The organism is Blastococcus brunescens, from assembly GCF_035320885.1.
GTDB classification, from domain to species: Bacteria; Actinomycetota; Actinomycetes; order Mycobacteriales; family Geodermatophilaceae; genus Blastococcus_B; species Blastococcus_B brunescens.
Genome location: NZ_CP141261.1, coordinates 2,169,424 through 2,190,719 on the forward strand (window position 1 = coordinate 2,169,424; position 21,296 = coordinate 2,190,719).

The 21,296-nt window shown below is 70.9% G+C and carries 23 protein-coding genes and 5 pseudogenes; 12 read left to right on the forward strand and 16 right to left on the reverse strand.

Features of this window, described 5'->3' with window-relative positions; translation table 11 throughout:
• Positions 1-3: 3 nt before the first annotated feature.
• From U6N30_RS33870 to U6N30_RS14450, 4 genes and pseudogenes are all read right to left on the reverse strand, one after another.
• Positions 4-180, reverse strand: a pseudogene (locus U6N30_RS33870) (GPP34 family phosphoprotein); the annotation flags it as partial.
• Positions 177-743, reverse strand: coding sequence for an ABC transporter permease (locus U6N30_RS14440; RefSeq protein ID WP_324277811.1), 567 nt, complete (start codon positions 741-743; stop codon positions 177-179). The gene U6N30_RS14440 and the pseudogene U6N30_RS33870, both read right to left, overlap by 4 nt.
• The gene (locus U6N30_RS14445) at positions 695-895 is read right to left on the reverse strand and encodes a hypothetical protein (protein WP_324277812.1); all 201 of its coding nucleotides are present in this window, start codon (positions 893-895) and stop codon (positions 695-697) included. The genes U6N30_RS14440 and U6N30_RS14445 overlap by 49 nt, the downstream gene beginning before the upstream one ends.
• Positions 896-916: 21 nt before the next feature.
• Positions 917-1,810, reverse strand: a complete 894-nt coding sequence (locus U6N30_RS14450; RefSeq protein ID WP_324277813.1) for an ABC transporter ATP-binding protein — start codon at positions 1,808-1,810, stop codon at positions 917-919.
• A 164-nt stretch (positions 1,811-1,974) separates the two neighbouring features.
• Here U6N30_RS14450 and U6N30_RS14455 point away from each other — a divergent pair, with 164 nt between their 5' ends.
• From U6N30_RS14455 to U6N30_RS14465, 3 genes are read left to right on the forward strand one after another with little or no spacing between them, the layout of a single operon-like run.
• Positions 1,975-3,177 carry a sensor histidine kinase gene (locus U6N30_RS14455; protein WP_324277814.1) on the forward strand — a complete coding sequence of 401 codons (1,203 nt, stop codon included), beginning with the start codon at positions 1,975-1,977 and terminating at the stop codon, positions 3,175-3,177.
• Entirely contained in the window at positions 3,174-3,305 is a 132-nt protein-coding gene (locus tag U6N30_RS14460; RefSeq protein ID WP_324277815.1) for a hypothetical protein, read from the forward strand. Before U6N30_RS14455 ends, U6N30_RS14460 begins: the two co-directional genes overlap by 4 nt.
• Entirely contained in the window at positions 3,290-3,775 is a 486-nt protein-coding gene (locus tag U6N30_RS14465) for a response regulator transcription factor (RefSeq protein WP_324277816.1), read from the forward strand. Before U6N30_RS14460 ends, U6N30_RS14465 begins: the two co-directional genes overlap by 16 nt.
• A gap of 136 nt (positions 3,776-3,911) precedes the next feature.
• On the opposite strand, the gene U6N30_RS14470 is transcribed toward U6N30_RS14465, so the two are convergent.
• The 8 genes from U6N30_RS14470 to U6N30_RS14505 form a co-directional block, all read right to left on the reverse strand.
• Positions 3,912-4,331, reverse strand: coding sequence for a PIN domain-containing protein (locus U6N30_RS14470; protein ID WP_324277817.1), 420 nt, complete (start codon positions 4,329-4,331; stop codon positions 3,912-3,914).
• Positions 4,328-4,534, reverse strand: a complete 207-nt coding sequence (locus U6N30_RS14475) for a DUF2191 domain-containing protein (RefSeq protein ID WP_324277818.1) — start codon at positions 4,532-4,534, stop codon at positions 4,328-4,330. The genes U6N30_RS14470 and U6N30_RS14475 overlap by 4 nt, the downstream gene beginning before the upstream one ends.
• Before the next feature lie 147 nt (positions 4,535-4,681).
• Positions 4,682-5,692 carry a DMT family transporter gene (locus U6N30_RS14480; RefSeq protein ID WP_324277819.1) on the reverse strand — a complete coding sequence of 337 codons (1,011 nt, stop codon included), beginning with the start codon at positions 5,690-5,692 and terminating at the stop codon, positions 4,682-4,684.
• Positions 5,689-5,937 carry a hypothetical protein gene (locus U6N30_RS14485; RefSeq protein WP_324277820.1) on the reverse strand — a complete coding sequence of 83 codons (249 nt, stop codon included), beginning with the start codon at positions 5,935-5,937 and terminating at the stop codon, positions 5,689-5,691. The genes U6N30_RS14480 and U6N30_RS14485 overlap by 4 nt, the downstream gene beginning before the upstream one ends.
• An 87-nt stretch (positions 5,938-6,024) precedes the next feature.
• Positions 6,025-7,413, reverse strand: coding sequence for an MFS transporter (locus U6N30_RS14490; protein ID WP_324277821.1), 1,389 nt, complete (start codon positions 7,411-7,413; stop codon positions 6,025-6,027).
• 635 nt (positions 7,414-8,048) lie between these two features.
• Entirely contained in the window at positions 8,049-8,840 is a 792-nt protein-coding gene (locus tag U6N30_RS14495; protein ID WP_324277822.1) for a multicopper oxidase domain-containing protein, read from the reverse strand.
• Positions 8,837-9,643: a multicopper oxidase family protein gene (locus tag U6N30_RS14500; protein WP_324277823.1), complete on the reverse strand. Its 807-nt coding sequence runs from the start codon at positions 9,641-9,643 to the stop codon at positions 8,837-8,839. The genes U6N30_RS14495 and U6N30_RS14500 overlap by 4 nt, the downstream gene beginning before the upstream one ends.
• Positions 9,643-9,939, reverse strand: coding sequence for a heavy-metal-associated domain-containing protein (locus U6N30_RS14505; RefSeq protein ID WP_324277824.1), 297 nt, complete (start codon positions 9,937-9,939; stop codon positions 9,643-9,645). The genes U6N30_RS14500 and U6N30_RS14505 overlap by 1 nt, the downstream gene beginning before the upstream one ends.
• 187 nt (positions 9,940-10,126) lie before the next feature.
• Here U6N30_RS14505 and U6N30_RS14510 point away from each other — a divergent pair, with 187 nt between their 5' ends.
• The 3 genes from U6N30_RS14510 to U6N30_RS14520 all read left to right on the forward strand — a co-directional run bounded on the left by U6N30_RS14510 (position 10,127) and on the right by U6N30_RS14520 (position 14,850).
• The gene (locus tag U6N30_RS14510; protein WP_324277825.1) at positions 10,127-12,712 is read left to right on the forward strand and encodes an AfsR/SARP family transcriptional regulator; all 2,586 of its coding nucleotides are present in this window, start codon (positions 10,127-10,129) and stop codon (positions 12,710-12,712) included.
• Between the two features lie 483 nt (positions 12,713-13,195).
• Complete coding sequence (locus U6N30_RS14515) at positions 13,196-13,330, forward strand: hypothetical protein (RefSeq protein WP_324277826.1); 135 nt, start codon at positions 13,196-13,198, stop codon at positions 13,328-13,330.
• 104 nt (positions 13,331-13,434) lie between these two features.
• On the forward strand, positions 13,435-14,850 hold the full coding sequence (locus U6N30_RS14520; RefSeq protein ID WP_324277827.1) for a CPBP family glutamic-type intramembrane protease: 1,416 nt from the start codon (positions 13,435-13,437) through the stop codon (positions 14,848-14,850).
• 474 nt (positions 14,851-15,324) lie between these two features.
• On the opposite strand, the gene U6N30_RS14525 is transcribed toward U6N30_RS14520, so the two are convergent.
• Both U6N30_RS14525 and U6N30_RS14530 read right to left on the reverse strand, forming a co-directional pair.
• Positions 15,325-15,711, reverse strand: a complete 387-nt coding sequence (locus U6N30_RS14525; protein ID WP_324277828.1) for a type II toxin-antitoxin system VapC family toxin — start codon at positions 15,709-15,711, stop codon at positions 15,325-15,327.
• Complete coding sequence (locus U6N30_RS14530) at positions 15,708-15,971, reverse strand: hypothetical protein (protein ID WP_324277829.1); 264 nt, start codon at positions 15,969-15,971, stop codon at positions 15,708-15,710. The genes U6N30_RS14525 and U6N30_RS14530 overlap by 4 nt, the downstream gene beginning before the upstream one ends.
• 222 nt (positions 15,972-16,193) lie before the next feature.
• Here U6N30_RS14530 and U6N30_RS14535 point away from each other — a divergent pair, with 222 nt between their 5' ends.
• From U6N30_RS14535 to U6N30_RS14545, 3 genes and pseudogenes are all read left to right on the forward strand, one after another.
• Complete coding sequence (locus U6N30_RS14535; RefSeq protein ID WP_324277830.1) at positions 16,194-16,607, forward strand: PaaI family thioesterase; 414 nt, start codon at positions 16,194-16,196, stop codon at positions 16,605-16,607.
• 215 nt (positions 16,608-16,822) lie between these two features.
• Positions 16,823-17,191: pseudogene (locus U6N30_RS14540) on the forward strand (EamA family transporter); the annotation flags it as partial.
• A gap of 208 nt (positions 17,192-17,399) precedes the next feature.
• Positions 17,400-17,750: an EamA family transporter gene (locus tag U6N30_RS14545; protein WP_324277831.1), complete on the forward strand. Its 351-nt coding sequence runs from the start codon at positions 17,400-17,402 to the stop codon at positions 17,748-17,750.
• Here U6N30_RS14545 and U6N30_RS14550 read toward each other — a convergent pair.
• Positions 17,726-18,586: an amidohydrolase family protein gene (locus U6N30_RS14550; RefSeq protein ID WP_324277832.1), complete on the reverse strand. Its 861-nt coding sequence runs from the start codon at positions 18,584-18,586 to the stop codon at positions 17,726-17,728. The genes U6N30_RS14545 and U6N30_RS14550 overlap by 25 nt on opposite strands.
• A gap of 161 nt (positions 18,587-18,747) precedes the next feature.
• On the opposite strand from U6N30_RS14550, the gene U6N30_RS14555 reads away from it, so the two are divergent.
• Positions 18,748-19,170, forward strand: a complete 423-nt coding sequence (locus U6N30_RS14555) for a MaoC/PaaZ C-terminal domain-containing protein (protein WP_324277833.1) — start codon at positions 18,748-18,750, stop codon at positions 19,168-19,170.
• Between the two features lie 142 nt (positions 19,171-19,312).
• Here U6N30_RS14555 and U6N30_RS14565 read toward each other — a convergent pair.
• Positions 19,313-20,196, reverse strand: a pseudogene (locus U6N30_RS14565) (enoyl-CoA hydratase-related protein); the annotation flags it as partial.
• On the opposite strand from U6N30_RS14565, the pseudogene U6N30_RS14570 reads away from it, so the two are divergent.
• Positions 20,114-20,910: pseudogene (locus U6N30_RS14570) on the forward strand (SDR family NAD(P)-dependent oxidoreductase). The pseudogenes U6N30_RS14565 and U6N30_RS14570 overlap by 83 nt on opposite strands.
• Positions 20,907-21,287 (forward strand): annotated as a pseudogene (locus U6N30_RS14575) (RidA family protein); the annotation flags it as partial. The pseudogenes U6N30_RS14570 and U6N30_RS14575, both read left to right, overlap by 4 nt.
• Between the last annotated feature and the right edge of the window lie 9 nt (positions 21,288-21,296).

The window sequence follows — 21,296 nt, forward strand, 5'->3', positions numbered from 1 at the left end:
CCGCGGGCCGTTCACGATCCCGGTGCCGTCGGTCTCCACCCGGCCGAGCAGCGCGAGTTCGGTGAGCAGCGCGCCGCCCAGCGTGTAGTGCAAGGTCCCGGCGCCCTGCACCGAGGCGCCGTCGTCGTCCATCAGGAGCAGCATCAGGTCCTCGACGATCAGCAGGTCGTCCGTGGTCACCGGCGCGGCTCCCAGCGGAAGTACCGCGCGGCGAGCGCGACCGCCACGACGACCCAGCCGAGGGTCGGGACGAGCAGGAGAAGGGACTCGGCGACGGGCAGTCCGCCGTTCCAGGCGCCGATGACCAGTTCGGTGGCCGAGCCACCGGGTAGCAGCCGCTTCAGCCAGGTGAGGCTCTCCGTCCCGGCGATGCCGATCCAGCTGGCCACGCCGATGCTACCGAGGCTGATGGGCAGGGTGGTCACCTGCGCCTGCTCGGGCGAACTGGTCACGCCGGCCGTGGCAAGCCCCAGCGCGAGCAGCATGAGGAACGCTGCCACGACCGCCGCCACCAGCAGCAGCACGTCGGCCGGGCGGTCGCTGACCGCGGCGAAGACCCCGAGCATCACGGCCACCTGGATCACCGAGACGACGGCGACCGGGAGGACCAGGCCGATCAGGATGGCCGGGTCGCCGAGCGCCGTGGACCGCAAGCGCTTGAGGAAGAGGGTCTGCCGGCGTGCGGCCAGCGTGGTCACGATGGTGGCGTAGAGGCTGAAGGCGCCGACGGTGAACACCAGCACTGCCCCGATGTAGCCGAGACCACCCGCCCCTCGAACGTGTCGCGGGAGTAGATGAAGAAGGCGGCGGCCGCTGCGGGGAAGAGGAGATTGGCGATCAGCACCGACCGGTTGCGGAAGATCTGGACGAGCTCGCTGTACGCGATGGGGAGCATGGGATTCCTCTTCGGAGGTGGTCAGGAGGCCGGCTGGGAGCCGATGGCACGGAAGACGTCGTCCAGCCGGGTCGGCGCCGCGGACAGGCCGCGCAACTCGACGGCGTGGGCATTCGCCCAGTCGAGCAGCTGCTTGAGGTCGGCCTGCATGTCGAAGGTCTCGATGACGTAGGTGCTCCCGGAGACGGGGGCGGAGTGCATCGGGGGCGTCGCGGCGTCTCGGGGCAGGGAGAACTGGATGGTGGCCGGCAGGGCCCGGGTCAGCTCCGACACGGTGCCCTGCTGGCGCAGGGTGCCGCCGTGCATCAACCCGATGCGGTCGGCCCGCTGCTGCGCCTCCTCCAGGTAGTGCGTGGTCAGGACGACGGTGGACCCGTCCTCGCGCAAGCGCTGCACGGCGTCCCAGAGGGCGTCACGCGACTGGATGTCCAGCCCGGTGGTGGGCTCGTCGAGGAAGATCAGCTCCGGCCGTCCGTACACGGCCGTGGCGAAGTCGAGCCGTCGCTTCTCACCGCCGGACAGCTGGGACACCAACGTGTCGGCCTTGTGGGTCAGGTCGACGACCTTCAGGACACGGTCGAGGGCGTCGGCGCGGCCGCTGAGCCGGCCGATCAGGCGCACCGACTCCGAGACGGTGAGATCGCCCGCGAAGCCGCTCTCCTGGAGCATGATCCCCGTCCTGGGCCGGATCGCGCGCCGGTCCGTCGGGCTCCGGCCGAAGACACGCACCGTTCCCGACGATGCCTTCCGGTGCCCTTCGATCACCTCCAGGGCGGAGGTCTTGCCTGCACCGTTGGTGCCCAGCAACGCATAGAGTTCGCCGGGTTCGACCTGGAAGGACAGGTCCCTGACTGCGGAGAAGTCGCCGTAGCTGACGTTGAGCTCGTCGACGTCGATGACGGGGTTGGCGGACATGCATCCATGGGACAGGCCGCCGTCGGGTCCGCCCAGTGCCGTGCCGTCACCTCATCGGCATGACCGTGCTGGGACTGTCCGCATGACATGGCGTCACTACCGGCCGGCCGCACCGGGCCAGAGGATGGGACGCATCTCTCTGCCCTTCGCCCAGGAAGCCGCCCATGGAAGCCCGCAGCCCTCGCCGGACGCCGCCGACACCGACGGCCGTGCGGCGGTCGGCACGAGCGGCCGAGTCGTCGCGTCGTCGCTTCCGCCCGCTCAACCTCGCCGTCTTCCTGCCCGTGCTGGCCACCGTCGGGGCACTCCTGGTGGCCCGGCAGGCGCAGACCTGGCAGCAGGCGTGCGTCCTCGGGCTCGGTGTCGTGGCCGCGCTGGTCGCCTTCGAGCGGTGGACGGCCGGCGACATCTTCCGCGTGGCGGGGCCCTGCCTGGCCATCGCCGCCGTGGTCTGGCCCTTCGGCGTCCTGGTGGTCGACGGTCGCATCCAAGGGGCGTACTACGGACTCGCCATCGTGGGTTCGCTCGTCGTCTCCCAGCTCCCCCGCCGCCGCCTCCCGGCAGCCGTCGGGCTGACCGGCTACGTGGCTTCGGTCGGACTGCTCGGGCTGGTGGCGGCAGCCGGACCCGACGTCGGCGACCTGATCGCCGACGTCATCGTCCCGACAGGGTTCACGGCCGTGCTGATCGGGCTCATGTTCCCCAACAAGGGCTTCTACGACGTCGTGGCGGAGCTCGAGGAGGCCCGGGAGCGCGATGCGGAGCTGGCGGTCGTCCGGGAACGGATGCGTTTCGCCAGTGACCTGCACGACATCCAGGGACACACGCTCCACGTCGTGAAGCTGAAGATCGCGTTGGCCCGGAAGCTGCTGCACAGCGACACCGCGCGCGTCGAGCAGGAACTGCGCGAGATGTACGCCCTGGTCGGTGACACGATCGAGCAGACCAAGGACCTGGCCTACGGACGGCGGAACCTCAACATCGCGGCGGAGCTGGTGAACGCGCAGAATCTCCTGGAGGCGGCGGGCATCCACGTCCGCGTCGACTGCCGGGCGGACGTCGCGCACGCCGACGACCTGCTGGCGCAGCTGCTCCGGGAGACGACGACCAACATCCTGCGCCATTCGCGAGCCACTCTGGTGCACATCGTTCTCTCCGGGGACGGCCTCACCGTGGTGAACGACGGCGTGGACGAGGAGGGGCTGCCGGAACTGCGCGGGCTCGCCGGCCTCGCCCGCCGGGTGTCGGACGACGGCGGTGAGCTCACCGTCCAGCGCGAGGACGGCCGGTTCCTCACGACGGCCACCTTCGCGTCCCCACCGTCCGCCGACCGGCACGGGACGGCGTCGGGTGAGGCCGACCGGTGACCACCGTGGTGCTGGCCGACGACGAGGTGCTGCTCCGGAGCGCGCTCGCCTCCTTGCTGCCGCTGGAGGGGACATCACGGTGCTGGCGGAGGCAGCCGATGGCGCGGAGGCGGTGGCGGCCACCCTGACCCACCGGCCCGACGTGCTGGTCATCGACCTCGAGATGCCTGGCCTCGACGGTCTCGACGCCATCGCCGAGATCCGTCGAGTGCTGCCGGAGCAGGTCGTCCTCATGCTCACCCGCCACGCGAGACCCGGCGTCCTGCGCAGCGCCCTGAAGCTCGGCGTCCAGGGGTTCGCCAGCAAGTCCGCCGAACCGGCCCACCTCGCCGCGGTCATCGCGACGCTGCGGGGCGGTCGGAGATGGATCGACCAGGACGTCTCGGCCGCCGCGATCATCGACGACTGCCCGTTGACGGATCGGGAGCTCGACGTGCTGCGGGTGACCCGCGACGGCTACTCGGTGGCCGAGGTCGCCGCCCGGACGCACCTGGCTCAGGGAACGGTGCGGAACTACCTGTCCAGCGCCATGCAGAAGACCCCGACCCGCACTCGGCACGAGGCAGCCCGCTATGCACGCGAGCACGACTGGCTGTAGGCGTCTCGCGGACAGCCAGCGGTGGGTTCGGACCACCGCCGGGTCACAGGTTCACCGTCGGTCACGCCCGCAAACCGTGTGCGTATGTACCGTGTCGCCCCCCGGACACCAGTTCATGCACACCTCTTGATGGGTGTCACTGCACGGTTCCTCGTGTCAGGACCCACCGGTGTTCGAAGTCGAGCACCTCGGCGGCGATCTCGAAGTCGCTGTCGTAGTGCAGGACAGTGGCCCCGTGCTCCGCGGCAAGCACCGCGGTTAGCAGATCGGCGATGCCCACGGCTCGATGCCGCCCGCCTCGGGCGAGCGTTCGCTGGGCGTCGAAGGCACACTGCCAGTGAACGTCGTCGGTGGGCAGGTACTCGTACGCCTCTCGGCGGTCCGCACGCACCTGCTCGTATTCGGCCGGGCTTCGAGCGCTGTAGAGCGCCTCAGCATCGAGGGTGGCGCAAGTGGCGACCAGGCCGCCGGTGATGAGCGGCTCCAATCGGTTCGCGACGGCAACCACGCGCATACGGGCCGCCGCGCTGGTGTCGATGAGAAACCGGGCGATCACCGCCACACGTCAGTCCGCTTCTCCCGATCGGCCAACGTCTCCAAGCCACCCTCTCGCAGCCAAGCAACTTGCCGCGCGCGCGCGGCCGCGCTTGCGGCCTGCCTCAGCGCGGCGCGGACCGTGTCCGACACCCCGCTGGTGTTCAGCTCCCTCTGCGCTCGAGCAAGAAGTTCATCATCGAGGTCGATCAGGCGCTTGGTCATAGCACAACTCCCAGGTATATATGTCTATCAGTTCCGTAGTATATACTGCGCATTGTCGCGTAGTCCACGCTCGCTATGGTGTAGGGGCCTGCGAAGGATCTGGCTCGGGCCTCGCGGGAGGGCGCCAGCCGCGTTGGACCAGGGCGTTCACCTCGTAATGGGCCGTTTCCGACGGCTGTTCGAAGGAACACTGAGCGCCAGGACGCTGGTGAGGATGACGACCAGGCCAGCGACGAGGCTGAAGCTGAGTGGTTCGCCGAGCCAACCCACGCCGATGGCAGAGCCGACCAGCGGGATCAGCAGGGTTACTGCGGAGGCCGCGACGGGACCGGCGGTGCGGATGACCCAGAAGTAGAGCACGTAGGCCAGTGCCATCGAGCCCACGCCGAGCACGACCAGTATCCCGGCGAGGGCGGGCGTATATGGACCGGGTGGCGGCGCCGCGAGGGCTACTGGCAACAGCAGCAACGTGGCGCCCAGCTGCTGCCCGAGCGCGATCGTCGTGGGCGAGGCGTCAGCGAACCGGGTCCGCGTGTAGACGCCGCCCAGGGCGTAGCACAGCGCCGCGAGCAGGGAGGCGGCCACGGCCAGGGTGGTTGTTCCGTCGAGCTCCAGCGACGCGCCCCCGACGAGCACGGCGACACCGACAACGCCGGCTGCCACCCCGAGCAGCTGGCGGGCCGTCACCGGCTCACGCAGCCAGACGGCGGCCACGGCGAGGGTGACCATGGGGGTCGTGGCGTTGAGCACCGCGGCGAGTGAGGCGTTCAGGCCGACGATTGCCGTGGCCACGAGCGTCAGCGGAATCGCGGCGTTCAGCGCAGCGAGCAGGAAGATGGCCGGCAGCTGCGAGCCGATCGCCCGCCAGGTTCTCCGCTGCCGGACGCCGCTGCAGCTCGCCGTGACCATCAAGGCCAGCACCAGGGCGCCCAGCGCGATCCGCGCGAAGGTGACGCCGACCGGCCCGGGTGCCGGCGCGGTGACCCGGACGAGGGGAAGGCGCTGCCCCAGAGCGTCCCGACAGCCAGCAGTGCAGTCCAGACGCGCCAGTTGCCCAGCACATGACGGACGGCTGGTGCCTGCTGAGCTGCGTTGCCTGCATGAGCGAACGAACTGCCGGCGCCGGGTCTGTCCACGGGGGTCCCTCGTGCCGTTCAAGGTCGGGCGAGCTCGTCGAGCCGGGCGCGTAGCCCCTCGTCGCTGGGTTCGACCAGGACTGAGCCATCGGACCAGACCAGGGTCGGAGCCAGCGTGGTCGTCCCGGCCGCCAGTCGCGCCTGCAACGTGGGCAGCAGCGCATCCAGGATCGCGGTCGGCACGTCGTTGACGGCGTGGGCGAGGGCCAGGAAGGCTGCCATGCGGGTCCCGCTGAGGACGCCGGGCTCACGGACCACGTGCGGCATGTCGGCTTCCCTCCTCTCGATCTTCCGTGCAGGGCAAACGGTCGGACGCGAGCCCCGGCCGGTCTCGCCGGCCGGGGTTCGCGCTCCTCAGTGGTGGTGCGGCGGCTCCGCGGTCGGGCGGCGACGGTCGATGAGCAGCCAGCTCAGAACGGCCACCACCAGACCGGCGGTGCTGATGAGTCCCCCGATCCAGTTGACCGACGCCAGCCCCAGTCCCCCGTCGATGGCGGCGCCACCCAGGAAGATGCCCAGCGCGCTGCCGAGGGTGAAGGCGGAGATGTTCGCGGCCGAGGCCACGTCCGGGGCGTGCCCAGCCGCGTTCATCACCCGCAACTGCAGCGGCGCAACCACCGCGAAGGCTGCGGCACCGAAGACGAACGTCCCCACCACCGCGGCCACCGTGTTCTCGATCAACCAGGTCATCGCGAACAGCACTGCCGCGAGCGTCGCGATCGTGCCGAGAACCGTCGGCATCAACCACTTGTCGGCCAGGCGGCCGCCCAGGTTGTTGCCGACGAACAAGCCCACCCCGAACAGCAGGAGCAGCGGCGTGATCCAGGCACTGGAGAACCCGGTCACCTCCGTGAACTGCGGTGCGATGTAGACGTAGCTGGTGAAGACCCCGCCGTAACCGAGCAGGGTGGTGAGCAGCGCGGCCCAGACCGCCGGCCGACGGAGCGCCGCCAGCTGCTCCCGCATGCTGGGTCCGTGCCCGCCACCGCCGAGGTGCGCTAGTGCGTGCGCGTCCAGGCCCTCGGTCTCACTACCCGGGGCGTGCCCTTCCACGGCGTGCGCATGGTGGGTGTCGTGGCCGTGCTCGTTGCCGCTCTCGTGGCCGGAATCCGCGGTCGCTCCGTGCCCATCTCCGTGGTCGTGGCCGGAGGCTTCGACATCAGCCGGGTGCGCCCCGTGTGCCTCCGTGCTGCGCCGTGGGGAGGCGGGCAGGAACGCGAGCAGACCGATCAGGGCGAGCCCACCGAGGACCACGAGAGTCCAGAATGTGAACCGCCAGCCCAGGGCCTGGCCGACGGCTGCACCGATCGGTGCGCCGAGAACGGTGGACGCCGTCAGGCCGGTGAAGACCGTTGCGACGGCCCGACCCTTCCGGGCGGGATCGACCAGCTCGGCGGCGTAGACGGCCGCGATCCCGAGGAACGCGCCGTGCGCCATCGCCGAGACGACGCGGCCGACCAAAATCAGGTCGTATGTGGGACCGAGGGCCGAGAGAAGGTTGCCGGCGAGGAAGACCCCAGTGGTGGCGAGGAGCATGCCGCGGCGCGGGAATCGCGTGCCCAGCGCGGCGAACAGCGGCGCCCCCACGGCGACACCCACCGCGTAGGCGCTCTCGAAGTGTCCGACCTCGCCGATCGTCACGCGCAGAGCCGTGGCGATCTCCTGGACGACGCCGGCGACGATGAACTCGTCGGCACCCATCGCGAATGCGCCGATGACCAGGGCCCAGACAGCCACGGGCATCCGCCGTGTCCTGCCTCGCGGCGATGGGACGACTGCGACGGCGTGCTCGTGCGAGTGAGTGCCGGTGGCGCCGGCCTCATGACGTGTCAGCGCTTCCGCGATCGACTCGTCGGGCGACGGACGCACCGCCGCGTCGTGAGCACTCATGACGTCTCTCCTTGTCCATATACGCGGCAGGGGTACCGGTGCTTCGATGTGGCTCCGCGCATTCCGTGCGGCTGTAGCTGCGATGTGGGCGCCGTAGAGGAGCCGCGCCTTGCGGATCCGACGCTGCCGCCAAGGGCTGTCGAACGGCTGTCGGGACGCTGAGCAGCCGGCTGTCGCGGCGAGCGCTTCCGGCCTCGGAAGCAATGCAAGGGCCTCCGCCCCGATCGAAGAGGATCGCGGGGCGCAGCATCAGCCCTTACACCGATGGCGCTATACGGAACACGACGGGTCGCGTTGGCGTCGCCGATCGGGAGCGAGAGGCCGACGTAACCGGTGGGCTCGTCCGCTCGTTCCGCTGCGGCAGGCATAGGGCGGTCCGGCCGGACTCGCGATGGCGGTCGGCGTCGCCCTCCAGCCGGGCGGGACAGGGGCCCCGTCGGCAGCTACGTCGATGCGCCGTGCGCGGTGGTCATCCTCAGCTCAGCGCTTCACGCGGTCACTCCGCGGGGGCCCACGGTGAAGCTGAACATCATCCCGCTGTGCATGTGCTCGGCGATGTGGCAGTGGGCCATCCAGAGCCCGGGGTTGGTGACGTCGAACAGGATGTCGACGGTCTGCCCGGTGCGCATCAGAACGGTGTCCTTCCACACCAGGTTGGGCTCGGGAACGCCATCGCGGGCCAGGACGAGGAAGCGCCCGGCACCGTGCAGGTGGAAGGGGTGGTGCATGGGATGGTCGGAGACCATCTCGTTGACCAGCCGAATCTTCACGCGGTGCCCCGCGGTGAAGTGCCAGTCGACCGGCGGCCGGTCCCCGTTGCCTGCGGTCCGATCGAGCAGCACCCACCGCATGTTCGCGGGAGTGGTTCGGCGGTTCATCTCGACCATGTCGTCTTCCCACTCGATGCCGGCGCCGACGCCGTTGCCGTGTCCGTCGGAATGCCCATGGGTGGTTCCGCGCTCGGCGGAGGACTCGGCGTGATCCATGTCGTGGCCGCCGACCTGCTCCCCAAGGTGGGTGGCCATCAGCTTCATCCCGCACCTCGGGCAGTGCCCCGGCTGGTCGCGTACGACATCCGGGTGCATCGGACACGCGTAGATCACCGGGCCAGCCGTCTGGTCCCCGGACGGGTCGTCCATCTCGGCGACGGCGGCGAGGACCTTGTCCGGAGGCGCCGCGAGCCAGCCGTCCAGCTGCTCTCGCTCGTCCTCGAACTCCGGTGCACGACGCAGTAGCTCGAACGAGTCCCGCAGTGCCGGGGCGGCTCGCTCGTTCGTCACGGTGATCGACGCCAGCCGGTAGGTGCGGTCGGGGGTGCGGTGCTCCAGGGCCAGTTCCCCGGCCCATCGAACAACACGTCGACGATCGCCCGCTCGGACGGGGCGATCAGCACCTGGGAGACGAACTCCTCGCGCTCCACGCGACCGCTGTCCCCGCCGACCAGCTTCATCCGCGCCCCGGGCAGGGTCACGTTGAAGACCCGGGTGTTGGCCGTGTTGGTCAGCCACAGGCGCACCACCTCGCCGGCGCTGGCGGTGAGCGCCAGGTCAGGCTCCCCGGCGACGAGCAGCACGTTGCCGAAGCGGCCCATGGCCGAGAAGGTCGTCTGCGTGCGGCTGAACGGTGCGACGGCGCCGTCCTCGATGAGGACGTCGTCGAGGGTCAGGACGACGTCGCGATGCGCCGGCGGCCAGTAGTCGGGGTCGGTCGGTTCCACCAGGATGCTGCCGTAGAGGCCCATCTCCTGCGTGTAGTCCTCACGGATGTGCGGGTGGTACCAGTACAGGCCCGGGTCGGGGAATTGCAGGCGATAGGTGAAGCTGCCATCCACCGGGATCGGCACCTGCGTCTCGTACGGCACGCCGTCGTACATGTTGTTGAGGCGCAGGCCGTGCCAGTGCACGGTCGTGTCGATCTCCGTGCCATTGGTGACGTGGACGACGACCTCCGTCCCCTGCCGGACCTTGAGGGTTGGGCCGGGGACGGAGCCGTTGTACCCGAGCATGCGCACGGTCGTCCCGCTCAGCTGCTTGATGACGGGGCCGGGCCGGAGATGGAAGGACTCGCCATCGGCGAGTTCCATCACCGGCGGTCGCGTGACTTCCGGCAGACCGACAGTGGCGGTGGAGAAGGTGTCCATGGCTCCCCTGCGGGTGTTGTTGCGGCGGATGATGAGGCGCCTGCACGTTCGTCGACGGCGTAGCCGGCGGCGCCGATGGCGGCGGCCACCGCTGCGGGGCCCGCCGGACCGGTCACGTGGACGGTCTTGGTGGCGAGGTCGAACTCGAGGGTCTGCACCCCGGGCACGTCGTTCACCCGGGCACTGATCGCCCGGACGCAACGCCGGGAACGCATGGCCGGCACATGGATCGAGATCACCGCGTCTCCTCTGCAGGTCCGTCGGTGCAGACGTTGCCGAGGGCCGCTGTCCAGACGCTGTCGGCCCGCCGACCGCGGTCGCCCGGCTCTGCAACGTGGACACCGGCCCAGAAGTTGTTGTTCCCCGCGTCTGCACGGCCGAGAATCGGCGCTCCGCGGAATCGAACCGGTCATGGGAGGGCGAGGCATGGAGATCCGCCTCCTCGGACCGGTCGAGGTCGTCGTCGAGGAACACGCCGTTTCCATTCCGGGCAGCGGGGAACGCGAGCTGCTCGCAATCCTGGCGCTGTCCGCCGGACGGGTCGTGGCCGTCCCGACGTTCGTCGACTCGCTCTGGGGCGAGGACCTGCCGGCGAATCCGGGCAACGCCCTGCAGGTGCGCGTGTCGAAGCTCCGCCGCGCCCTGAACGCCCTCGGCATCTCCGGCTCCGTCGTCGTCACGCGTCCGCCCGGGTACCTGCTCGACCTCCAGCCCCGTCAGGTCGATGCGCTCGGGTTCGCCGGACTGGTCGGGGAGGCCCGCGCCGCCGCCGACGGTGATCCGTCGGACGCCGCGGACCGCTACCGGCACGCACTCTCCCACTGGCGAGGCGCCGCCCTGGCCGAGTTCGCAGAGACCCGGTGGGCAGGGCCCGAGGCTGCCCGGTTGGCGGAACTCCAGCTGGCGGCACGGGAGGAGCTCATCGACCTGGAGATGGCGGCGGGGCGCCACACCGACGTGCTCGGAGAGCTCGAGACGCTCACCGACGCGCATCCGCTCCGTGAGCGGCTGCACGGCCGGCTGATGCTGGCGCTGTACCGCGCGGGTCGGCAGGCCGACGCGTTGGCCGTCTACCAGCGCGCCCGCGGTCTGCTCGACGCCGAACTCGGCCTGGAGCCCAGCGCCGAGCTGCGCGGGCTGCAGAAGGCGATCCTGGACCAGCGCCCGGATCTCCGTGGACCGGACCGGATCACCCCGGCGCGGCCTGCACGACCGCCTGGACATCGGCTGCCGCCCCGACTCACGTCCTTCCTCGGCCGCGACGACGACGCGGAGCGGGTGGGCGCGCTCCTGGAGAACCACCGACTGGTCACGGTGACCGGGCCCGGTGGCGTGGGGAAGACCAGCCTCGCCGTCGAGGTCGCTCGTGCGGCGGCAGACGGCTTCTCCGACGGAGTGGGATTCGTGCGGCTGGCCGGAGTCGCGGAAGAGGGGCAGGTCCCCCTTGCTGTGCTCTCGGCGCTCGACGTTCGCGACGTCCCGACAGCGACCGCCGAGGACCAGGTACTCGGCCACCTCCGGGACCGCGAGGTCCTGCTGGTCCTCGACAACTGCGAGCACCTGGCGGACAGCTGCGCGGTGCTCGCCGAGCACCTCCTCGAGTCCTGCCCACGGCTGCGACTGCTGGCCACCAGCCGTGAACCGCTGGCGGCACGCGGCGAGGTCCAGGCCTCTCTCGACCCGTTCCCCGTCCCGTCGTCCGACGCGGACCATTCCGACCTGGAGACTAGCACCGCTGTTCGGCTGTTCGTCGAGCGGGCGCAGAACGCGCTGCCCGACTTCCGACTCGTGGAGCAGAACGCCGCCGCGGTCGCGGAGATCTGCCGGCGCCTGGATGGCATTCCGCTGGCGCTGGAACTGGCCGCGGCCCGCGTAGCTGCGCTCCCGGTGACGGAGTTGGCCGGCCGGATGCAGGATCGGTTCGCGCTTCTCACCACCGGCCCGCGAACCGCGGAGATGCGTCAACGAACGCTGCGATCAACCGTCGACTGGAGCTACCAGCTCCTGTCCGAGCCCGAGCGGATGCTGCTGCGACGCCTCTCGGTGTTCCGTGGCGCGTGGACCCTGGCTGCGGTCCAGGCCGTCGCCGGCGGAGAGGGCCTTGACCCTAGAGCCGTGGTGGACATCCTGGCCCGGCTGGTCAACCGTTCCCTCGTCGTCGTCGACCGGGACTCCGGTCCCCGCTACCACCTCCTGGAAACCATTCGCGAGTACGCCCGCGAGCGCTTGGACGAGGCGGCCGAGTCGGACATCGTCGGGCGGGCACACGTCCGGTATCTCACCGCCCTCGCTCAGCAGGCGGAGCGGGAGCTGCGGGGCGACGGTCAGGCGCGCTGGCTGCCGCGCCTGGCGATGGAGCGCGACGACATCGAGTCGGCCTTGGCCTGGTGCAACGCGCACGCGGCCAGTGATCCAGACGCCGGACTACGGCTCGTCGGCGCTCTGGGCTGGTACTGGTACTTCGCGAGTCGACCCGACGGCGGCGGCAAAGTGGCCGCCATGCTCGAGTCCGCCCCGGGCGGGTCGCCCTCGGCGCGTGCCCATGCCCTGCAGGCCCTGGCCGTCACGGGACGTCCGGGCGCGTGCATCGTGCACGCGGCCCCCGAATGCGCGACCGCCGCAGCCGAGAGCCGCGCTCTGTTCGCACAGCTCGGCGACGACTTCCGGGCCGCCCTTTCGGCCACGCTGCTCGCCGTCGAGGACATCGGCCGAGACGACCCCGATCAGGCCTTGGGGCTGCTCGCCGACGCCGACCAGGAGTTCCAGCGGACGGAGAACGACTGGTGCTCCGCCCTGGTGCAGTTCGTGCACATGGAGCTGCACGCCGCTGCGGGAGAGATGGCCGACGCGACACTCCGCGGGGACCGTGCCCTTGCCGTCTTTCGTGCTCTCGGTGACCAGTGGGGCGTCTCGGCGATCCAGTTCCACCTCGGCCTCGCCCTGCATCGCGCGGGACAACTTGACGAGGCTCTGTCCATGTACGAGGGGCGCTGGGCAGCGGACGGCAGGTAGGTCCGGCCAACACCATCCAGTACGCCCTGGCCGGCGCCGGCCACGTGGCGCTCCAGCTCGGGGACGGCGACCGCGCGACTCGCCTGTTCGCCGAATCGCACCAGGTCGGCCGGGAACTGGGAGCGGACGGCAACGCACGGGCGGCCGTCGGCGAGGGCTCCTCGCGCGCGAGCGCGGCGACCTCACCGAAGCGCGGGGCAGGCTGACGTGGGCGCAGCACAGGCTGGCCGGACAGAACGAGCCGGCGTGGACCTCAGCGACTCTCATCGGTCTCGGCCATCTCGGAGAGCTCTCCGGAGATCTGGACAGCGCGGAGTTATGCCACCGCCGGGCCTGGCAGACCGCACCCGGCGACGCGGCCGCCCTCGAAGGACTGGCCTGCGTCGCGGCCGCGCGGGCCGACGCCGCCACCGCGGCGCGGCTGCTGGGCACGGCAAGCTGGTGGCGCAGCCGGCGACACCGCCCCTCGCACGGCTGGAGCAGATGGACGTCCGACGAGCCGAGGACCGCGCCCGCGCACTCCTCGGCAATGACGCGTATCAGGCGGCCTACTGCGCCGGCGCCGATGAGCCCCATGCCCTCGCCATGGAACTGGGCGCAGCCCCCGCGGGCTACTGACGACACGGCTCCGCAGGGCGCCGACAGGATCCCGACAGGATCTCGACATCGCCGGGGCCGACTGTGCGAACAAGGCACACCGCCCCGCTGAGAAAGGCCTTCCGATGTTCATCCCGCAGACTTCCGGCACGACCACGGCACCTGCACCCCGTTCGGCAAGCCCGACCGGTATCCGCGCCTGGGTGACCCGGCGGCCGTTGACCGCCTTCCTCCTCATCGTCTTCGGTCTCGGCTGGCCGCTCATGTCGCTGCCGGCCCTCACCGACCACGGTGTGGTGGCCGGCCGAGGCCTCCCCGGCGAGATCTGGATCCTGGCCGTCGTCCTTCTCGTGATGCTGCCTGCTGCACTGTGGGTGACCTCGGTGACCGAAGGCCGCAGCGGGGTGCGCACGCTGCTGCACCGTGCGTTCCGCTGGCGCTTCGGCGCCGGATGGTGGGCCGTCGTGCTGCTCGCGCTGCCCCTCACCGCCCTGGCCCTCGGCGTCGCGACCGGCCGATCGGTACAGATCTCCGACCTGCTCGGCGTCCTGGCCGGCGAGGTCGTCTCGCTGATCGTTGCCGTGGTGCTGATCAACCTGTGGGAGGAGACGGTCTGGGCCGGCTTCCTGCAGACGCGGCTGGAACGACGGCACGGCTTGGTGCTGGCAGCGGCACTCACCGCCCTTCCCTTCGCGGCCATCCACGTGCCGCTGGAGTTCGTCGGCGACTTCTCAGCGGCATCGGTGGCATTCGGTGTCGCCCTGTTGCTGGCCGTCAGCGTGCTCTTCCGACTGATGGTCGGTGTGGTGCTCCGGGCCGCCGCCGACAGCCTGCTGGCCGTCGCCGTGCTGCACGCGGTGTGGAACACGTCCAACGGCGAAGACGGCCTCGTCGACCAGGTGCTGTCCGGCGGCCAGCCGATCGCCTTTGCGGTCACGGGGTGGCACTGCTGGGCGCGGTCGTCGCCCTCGCCGTCCGGCCCCGGCTCACCCGGGCCTTCCGCGAAGACACCGGCCGCTGAGCAGCGAGGCCGACGACCCAACCCCGCGACTACCCGCCCACCGAGCAACGACCGGACCTACCCGCTGATGACGACGCCCGGACCCACGATCCGTGGGTCCGGGCGTCGGAATGTCCTGAGACACTCCCGGGCTGACAGTGTGCTGGCTGGACAGCATTCGAACCTGCGACCCCTTGACCGCCAGAAGCTGAGCTGCCGCGACGGCCGGGGTCCGAGTGCCGATCGGGCCAGGAACTCGGCGAAGGCGGAGGCCGCTTGTTCAACTGGCTCGACGACCGCCTGTCCCCCGGCATCAAGGGGCAGGTCTACGCCGAAGCCTTGGCCCCCGGCGCGGTCATCTCCGGGCGGCGCACCTTCGAGTTGGCCGGCCGCTGGGGAGGCGACCATCACGACGGCGTGCCGATCCTCGGGCTCGCCCACGAAATCCCCGACGAACCACCCCTGGGCAGCGCCCGTTTCGTCACCGACGTCGCGATCTGCGCCGCACAGGCCCGAGCCGCTTCCCCAAGGCGACCGGTGATGGTGCACGGCGCCGGTGCGGCACAGGCACTACTGCGGGCCCGAGTGTTGGAGCTGCACCTCGTACCCGTGTGGCTCGGCCGCGGACATCGCCTGTTCGACCATCTGCTCCCTGACCAGGTGGAGCTGGAGTTGGTGCGCAGTCTGGAAGGTCGGCAGGCGACCCACCTCCGCTACCGGGTAGTCCACCGCTCGACATGACGGCCCAGTCGGTACGGGGATCACCATCATCCGTGGCGGATCGACAGGAGATCCCAGCGTTGATCGACCTGCCAGTCCTCGAGTACCCCGGCCCGGTGACCGAGCCGCTTGAGGCTCTGCTGCAGGGTCCATGTCCCCGGGCGGGTCGGCGTCCTGACCCGCCCGCTCACGAAGAAGCAGCGAGCGATCACTCGACAGGCCAGAGCCGTGTGCGTAGGTAGCGTGTCGCCCCTCGGGCACCAGCTGAAGCACACCGCCATTTCGGGCGTGCACCTCATCCGCGCAGCGCGACCAGTCCGAGTTCCTCGGCCCCACGAACGAGCCGCTCATCGAAGGCGGCGATTCGCGCGGCCGCATCTTGGGCGGCCAGCAAGACACAGCAGTCCGACATCCGCAAACCCGTATCGGCGCGCAACCGGGCCAGTCGGACAGCGGTGTCAGCGGGAAACGGCTGTTCTGCGACCTCGAGCTCCCGCAGCGCCGAGCGCGCGGCGTCGAGGCGGCCGCTCCGGGAAGGGCCGACGAGCACCTCCGCGAGCGTGAGCGGGTTGGCGGCGAACTCGTCGTCGATCTCGCGAGCGAGCAACGACTCGGCCTTGTGATGCTGAGCGTCTTCGGCGTCGAGGTAGGCGATGAGCACGCTGGCGTCCAGCACGATCACGCCGGCCACTCCTGGCGCAACCGTTCCAGATAGTGCTCACCGTAGGCGCCGGTGAGGGCGCCACTGTGCTGCCGCAGCGCGTCGAGCCGTTGGCGTCGCCGGTCTTCCTGGGCATGTTGGGCAACCCGCTGGCCTTCCAGCGCGAGACGAGTGAGCAACTGCGCGCGAGTGAGCTCTGGATACCGGGAGGCCGCGGAGTCCAGAGCCGCAGCGAGTTCGTCGGTCTCGGTCACCATGATCCGCGGACGGGTGGTGGGCACGCGGGCGAGTGTAGCACCACACGGAGGAGGTGCTACACCTCGAACCTGTCGGTCGACGCCGAGATTGACACCGAACGAGTGACCTCCATCGTGCCGCCAGGGTGGTGAAGTCGGCTGGGCCGGAATCGTCGGTAGCGCCGGGCAACCTACGGCGTACCGGCGTCCCCTTGGCGGCCGGCTGCGTACGCAAGTCTCAACGCGCCCCGGCGCTAGGGTGACCGCGTGACGACCGAAGCGCCGGCCTGGTTTCCCACGGACATCTCCAGCGCCCTGGACGACAAGCTCGGTATCGAGATCACCGACTGGGACCCAGGGCGAGTCGTCGCCCGGATGCCCATTGCAGGCAACACTCAGCCGTATGGCCTGCTGCACGGAGGAGCGACGTGCAGCCTCGTGGAGGCGGTCGGTTCCTTTGCCGCCGCACTGGGCGCCGGGCCAGGCGCTCACGTGGTGGGCATCGAACTGAACGCCAGCTACCACCTTCCGGCCACGAAGGGCGATGTAACGGCGGTCTGCACGCCCCTCGGTTCGGAGCTGCCCCTCGCCGCCTTCGCGATCGAGGTTTTCGACGACCACGGCCAGCTGACCGCCAGCGCCCGCCTCACGTGCATGGTGCGGCCGGCCCGCGGCGCCTGAAGGCCCGCCCATCGCCGGGGGCTGACGTGCGTCAGCGGCGGTCTCACTCCCCGCGCCGACAGCCGACAGCATCGCAGGCGAGGCCTGCACGGCGGTGCGCCGTCGGCATCGGAATTCCGTGCGTGCGTAGCAGGTCCGTGCATCGCGTACACCGGTCCGACCGCCGTGCCAGACCTGTCGCGACCATCGCTCCTCACCCCCGTCAGACTGGCCCGGTGACGGCAACGACATCGCGGGTCCAGACGCTCGGCGGGCCGGCGTTGTTCGTCCTGCTCTGGAGCACCGGCTTCGTCGGCGCGAAGTACGGACTTCCCTACGCTCCGCCGTTCACCTTCCTCGCCGTCCGGCTCGCCCTGGCGGCGGTGCTGCTCGCGCTCGTCGCCGCAGCGTTCCGGTCGGCCCGGATGCCGGAGCGGGCCCAGTACGGGCGCGCCTCCGTCGCCGGTCTCCTCCTGCACGCCGGCTACCTCGGCGGCGTCTTCTACGCGATCTCGCTCGGCGTGCCGGCCGGCGTCTCCGCGGTCGTCGTCAGCCTGCAGCCGGTGCTCACCGCCGTCCTGGCATCCCGCGTTCTGGGTGAGCGCCCGACGTCGCGGCAGTGGGTCGGGCTGGTCCTGGGGCTGACCGGCGTCGCACTGGTCTTCGGGCCGGGGATCCTCGCGGCCGGCTCTGCCGAACCGCTGCCGACGGTCGGACTGGTCGCGTGCGTGGTCGCCCTGGTCTCGGGCACCCTCGGCACGGTCTGGCAGAAGCGGCACGGCGACGGGATCCCGCTGGTCTGGGGAACCACGGGTGCAGTACGCCGCGGCGGCGGCCCTGCTGCTGGTCGTCGCGCTCGCCACCGAGGACATGGCGATCCGCTGGACCGCCGAGTTCGTCGCGGCGTTCGTCTGGCTGGTGCTCGTGCTGTCGCTCGGCGCCGTCCTGCTGCTGCTCCTGCTGCTGCGCCGAGGAACCGCCGCCGGCGTCTCGAGCCTCTACTACCTCGTTCCGCCGGCCACGGCGATCGAGGCCTACCTGCTGTTCGGCGAGACGCTCAGCGCGCTGTCGCTGATCGGCATCGGCGTCACCGCCCTCGGGGTCGCTCTGGTCGTCGTCCCCACTCGCAGACCTGCCGATCAGGCCGGGTCGAGCCCGGAGTAGACCTGCAGGGCGTTGCCACCGAGGACCAGCGGGACGACGTCCTCGGGCAGACCCAGGGAGGCGACCGCGCGTGCGTTCGCGGCCTGCCCGGGGACGCCGGGCCAGTCGGTGCCGTAGATCCACTTGCGGGCCAGCCGGCCGAGGTCGAAACGGCTGTAGTACTCCGGGAGCCGCTTCGGCGGCAGGCCCGACAGCTCGATCCAGACGTTGGGCCGCGAGAGGGCCAGGAACGCCGCCGCGTCGTACCACCAGCCGCGGCCGCCGTGCGCCAGGACGACGTCCAGGTCCGGGAAGTCGCGGAGGACGGCGTCGAGCAGCGTCGGGTCGGCGAAGGCGTTGGTCGATCCCGGGAAGCTGCTCGTGCCGCAGTGCACGACCAGCGGCACGCCCCGTTCGACCAGCACACCGTAGGCGGGGTACATGGCCGGGTCATCGGCCCGGAACCCACCGTGCACCGGGTGGATCTTCAGCGCCGCCGCGCCGTGGTCCAGCTGCCGCCTCACCTCGGCGGCGATCGGGAAGTGCAGGTGCGGGTTGACGTTGGCGACCGGGCGGAACCGCCGCGGGTTGTGCTCGACCAGCCGGAGCAGGTCGTCGAAGTGCTGGTAGCCGGTCGCCTTGGGGCTGTACTCGCAGAACAGCAGGGCGACGTCGACGCCCTCGCCGGCCATGAGCCCGTCTAGCGCCGCCGGGTCCGGCGTCCCGTCGGCCTGCCAGATCCGGTCGAGGATGCCCGGCGCCCCGAACCGCCGGGCCCAGTCGACCCAGGCCGGCGCGAGCGAACCCAGGTGCGGCACGTGCACGTGCGCATCGACCAGCACGTGTCCATCGAGCATGTCCGACCGTCCTCTCGCGACGTGTACCGGCTCCGCCGACCCGTCGGGTCCGTACTACGCCGGGCGGCATCTGGCGCCCATGCTGTGTAGCACATCGGGCCAGGGTCGACCGGCTCGACGGCGGCCGCGCGGCGTCGGCGGCCGGGCTCTACATTGCCCCGATGACCGAGCGCTGGTTCGAGGACTACGTCGTCGGCACGACGACCGAGCACGGCTCGATACGGGTCGACGAGGACGAGGTGGTCGACTTCGGTCGCCGGTTCGACCCGCAGCCCTTCCACGTCGACGCCGAGGCCGCGCTGGCCGGCCCCTACGGCGGTCTGATCGCCAGCGGCTGGCACACCTGCGCGCTCATGATGCGGCTACTGGCGCGGGAGTACCTCTCCCCGTCTCGAGCCTCGGCTCGCCCGGGATCGACGAGCTGCGCTGGGTCAAGCCGGTGCGCCCGGGCGACGAGCTGTCGCTGCGCACCACCGTCGAGGAGGCCCGCGTGTCCCGCAGCAAGCCCGATCGCGGGCTGCTGCGGACCCGGGTCGAACTGGTGGACTCCGGCGGCGACGTCGTCCTGCGGCTGCTCGCGATGAACCTGGTCAGCACCCGCCCCGGAGGCGGCACGAGCGGGTGAGCCGTGCCGCCGGCCCGGTCAGCGGTACGGCGAGAAGTCCGGGGTCGCTTCTCGGCGAAGGCCCGCGCACCCTCCATTCCTTCCTCGCTGGTGGCGTAGTGCGCCAGCCCGTCGAAGGCCAGGTGGGAGATGCCGCTCATGTGGTCGCTGTCGGCGTTGAACGAGTGCTTGAGAAACTTGATGGCGGTCGGTGAGTAGGAGCCGATCTTCCGGGCCCACTCCCGCGCCTTCTCGAGCAGCTGCTCCTTGGGTACGACCTCGTTGACCAGCCCCCACCGCTCCGCCGTGACGGCGTCGTAGCGGTCGAGCAGGAACCAGATCTGCCGGGCCCGCTTCTCCCCACGACGCGGGCGAGGTAGGCCGATCCGAAGCCGGCGTCGAAGGAGCCCACCCGCGGCCCGGCCTGCGCGAACGTGGCGTTCTCGGCGGCCACGGTGAGGTCGCACAGCACGTGCAGCACGTGCCCGCCGCCGATCGCGATGCCGTTGACGGCGGCGATGACCGGCTTCGGGATGTCCCGGATGATCCGGTGCAGCCGCTCGATCTCGAAGGTGCCCCACTCCGTCTCGCCGTAGCCGCCGGTCTCCGCGCGCTCCTTGACGTCACCCCCGGTGCAGAAGGCCCGCTCGCCGGTGGCGGTGAGGATGACGGCGGCGACGCGACGGTCGACCCAGGCGTGCTTGAACGCCGAGATCAGCTCGTCGACCGTGCGGCCACGGAACGAGTTCATCCGGTCGGGCCGGTCGATCGTGATGACCGCGTGGTTGTCCTCCTCCACCTCGTACCGGATGTCGGTGAACTCCTCGATCTTCATCCGTGCGCCTCTCTCCTCGACGTCCCGGGACCGCTCGCGGCCGACCTGCGACAGCGCAGGCCGGCGCCCGCCCCGGGGGTATGTCGCCATGTTGACGGGCGTCAAGGGCAAGTGGCAAGCTCCGGCGGTGCCTGCCCGTCGCTGCCTCGTCACCGGGGCGGGACGGGGCATCGGTGCTGCCGTGGCGCAGCGGCTGTCCGCCGAGGGCCACTCCGTCGCGCTCACGGCCCGCAGCGCCGACGAGCTCACCGCGCTGGCCGCCGCGCTGCCCGGCCCCTCGCTCGTCCTACCGGCCGACCTGACCGACCCCGCGGCCGCCGACACGGTGATCTCCCGGGTCGAGACCGAGTGGGACGGTCCCGTCGAGGTGCTCGTGCTCAACGCCGGCGCCGGCACCTCCGCACCGCTGGCCCGGACGACCGACGAGGACTGGGCCCGCACGCTCGAGCTCAACCTGACCGCGCCGTTCCGGCTGCTGCGCCGCACCCTGCCCGGCATGGTCGAGCAGCGCTGGGGCCGCGTGGTCGCGGTGGCGTCGATCGCGGCCAAGCGCGGCGACCCCTACGTCAGCGCCTACACCGCCAGCAAGCACGGGCTGCTCGGTCTGGTCCGGTCGGCAGCAGCGGAGGTCGCCACGAAGGGGTCACGGTGAATGCCGTGTGCCCGGGCTTCGTCGACACCCCCATGACGGCGCAGACGGTCGCGACGATCAGCGCCACCACCGGGCGGTCCGAGGCAGAGGCTCGGGAGACGCTGGCGCGCCGCCAGCCGATCGGACGGCTGATCGATCCGGAAGAGGTCGCCGATGCCGTGCTCATGTGCGTCCACAGCGGGGCGATCACCGGCCAGGGACTCAACGTCGACGGAGGAGCGGTGCAGTCGTGAGCAACCTCGAACGAATCAACCCGCCGGAACTGGGCCGGCCGGCCGGCTTCTCGCACGCGGTGCGCGCCGACGCCGGCCGGATCGTGTTCCTGGCCGGGCAGACCGCCCTCGACGCCGAGGGCCGGATCGTCGGCGACGGCGTCGTCGCGCAGTTCGAGCAGGCTCTCGGCAACCTGCTCACCGCTCTGCGGGCGGCCGGCGGAGAACCGCAGCACCTCGCGACGGTGACGGTCTACGCCGTCGACATCGAGGACTACCGCGCCCACGCCCGGGAGATCGGGGCAGTCTGGCGGCGGCTCGTCGGCACCGACTACCCGGCGATGGCCGGTATCGGCATCGCCCGCCTGTGGGACGTCGAGGCCCTGGTCGAGGTGCAGGGCATCGCC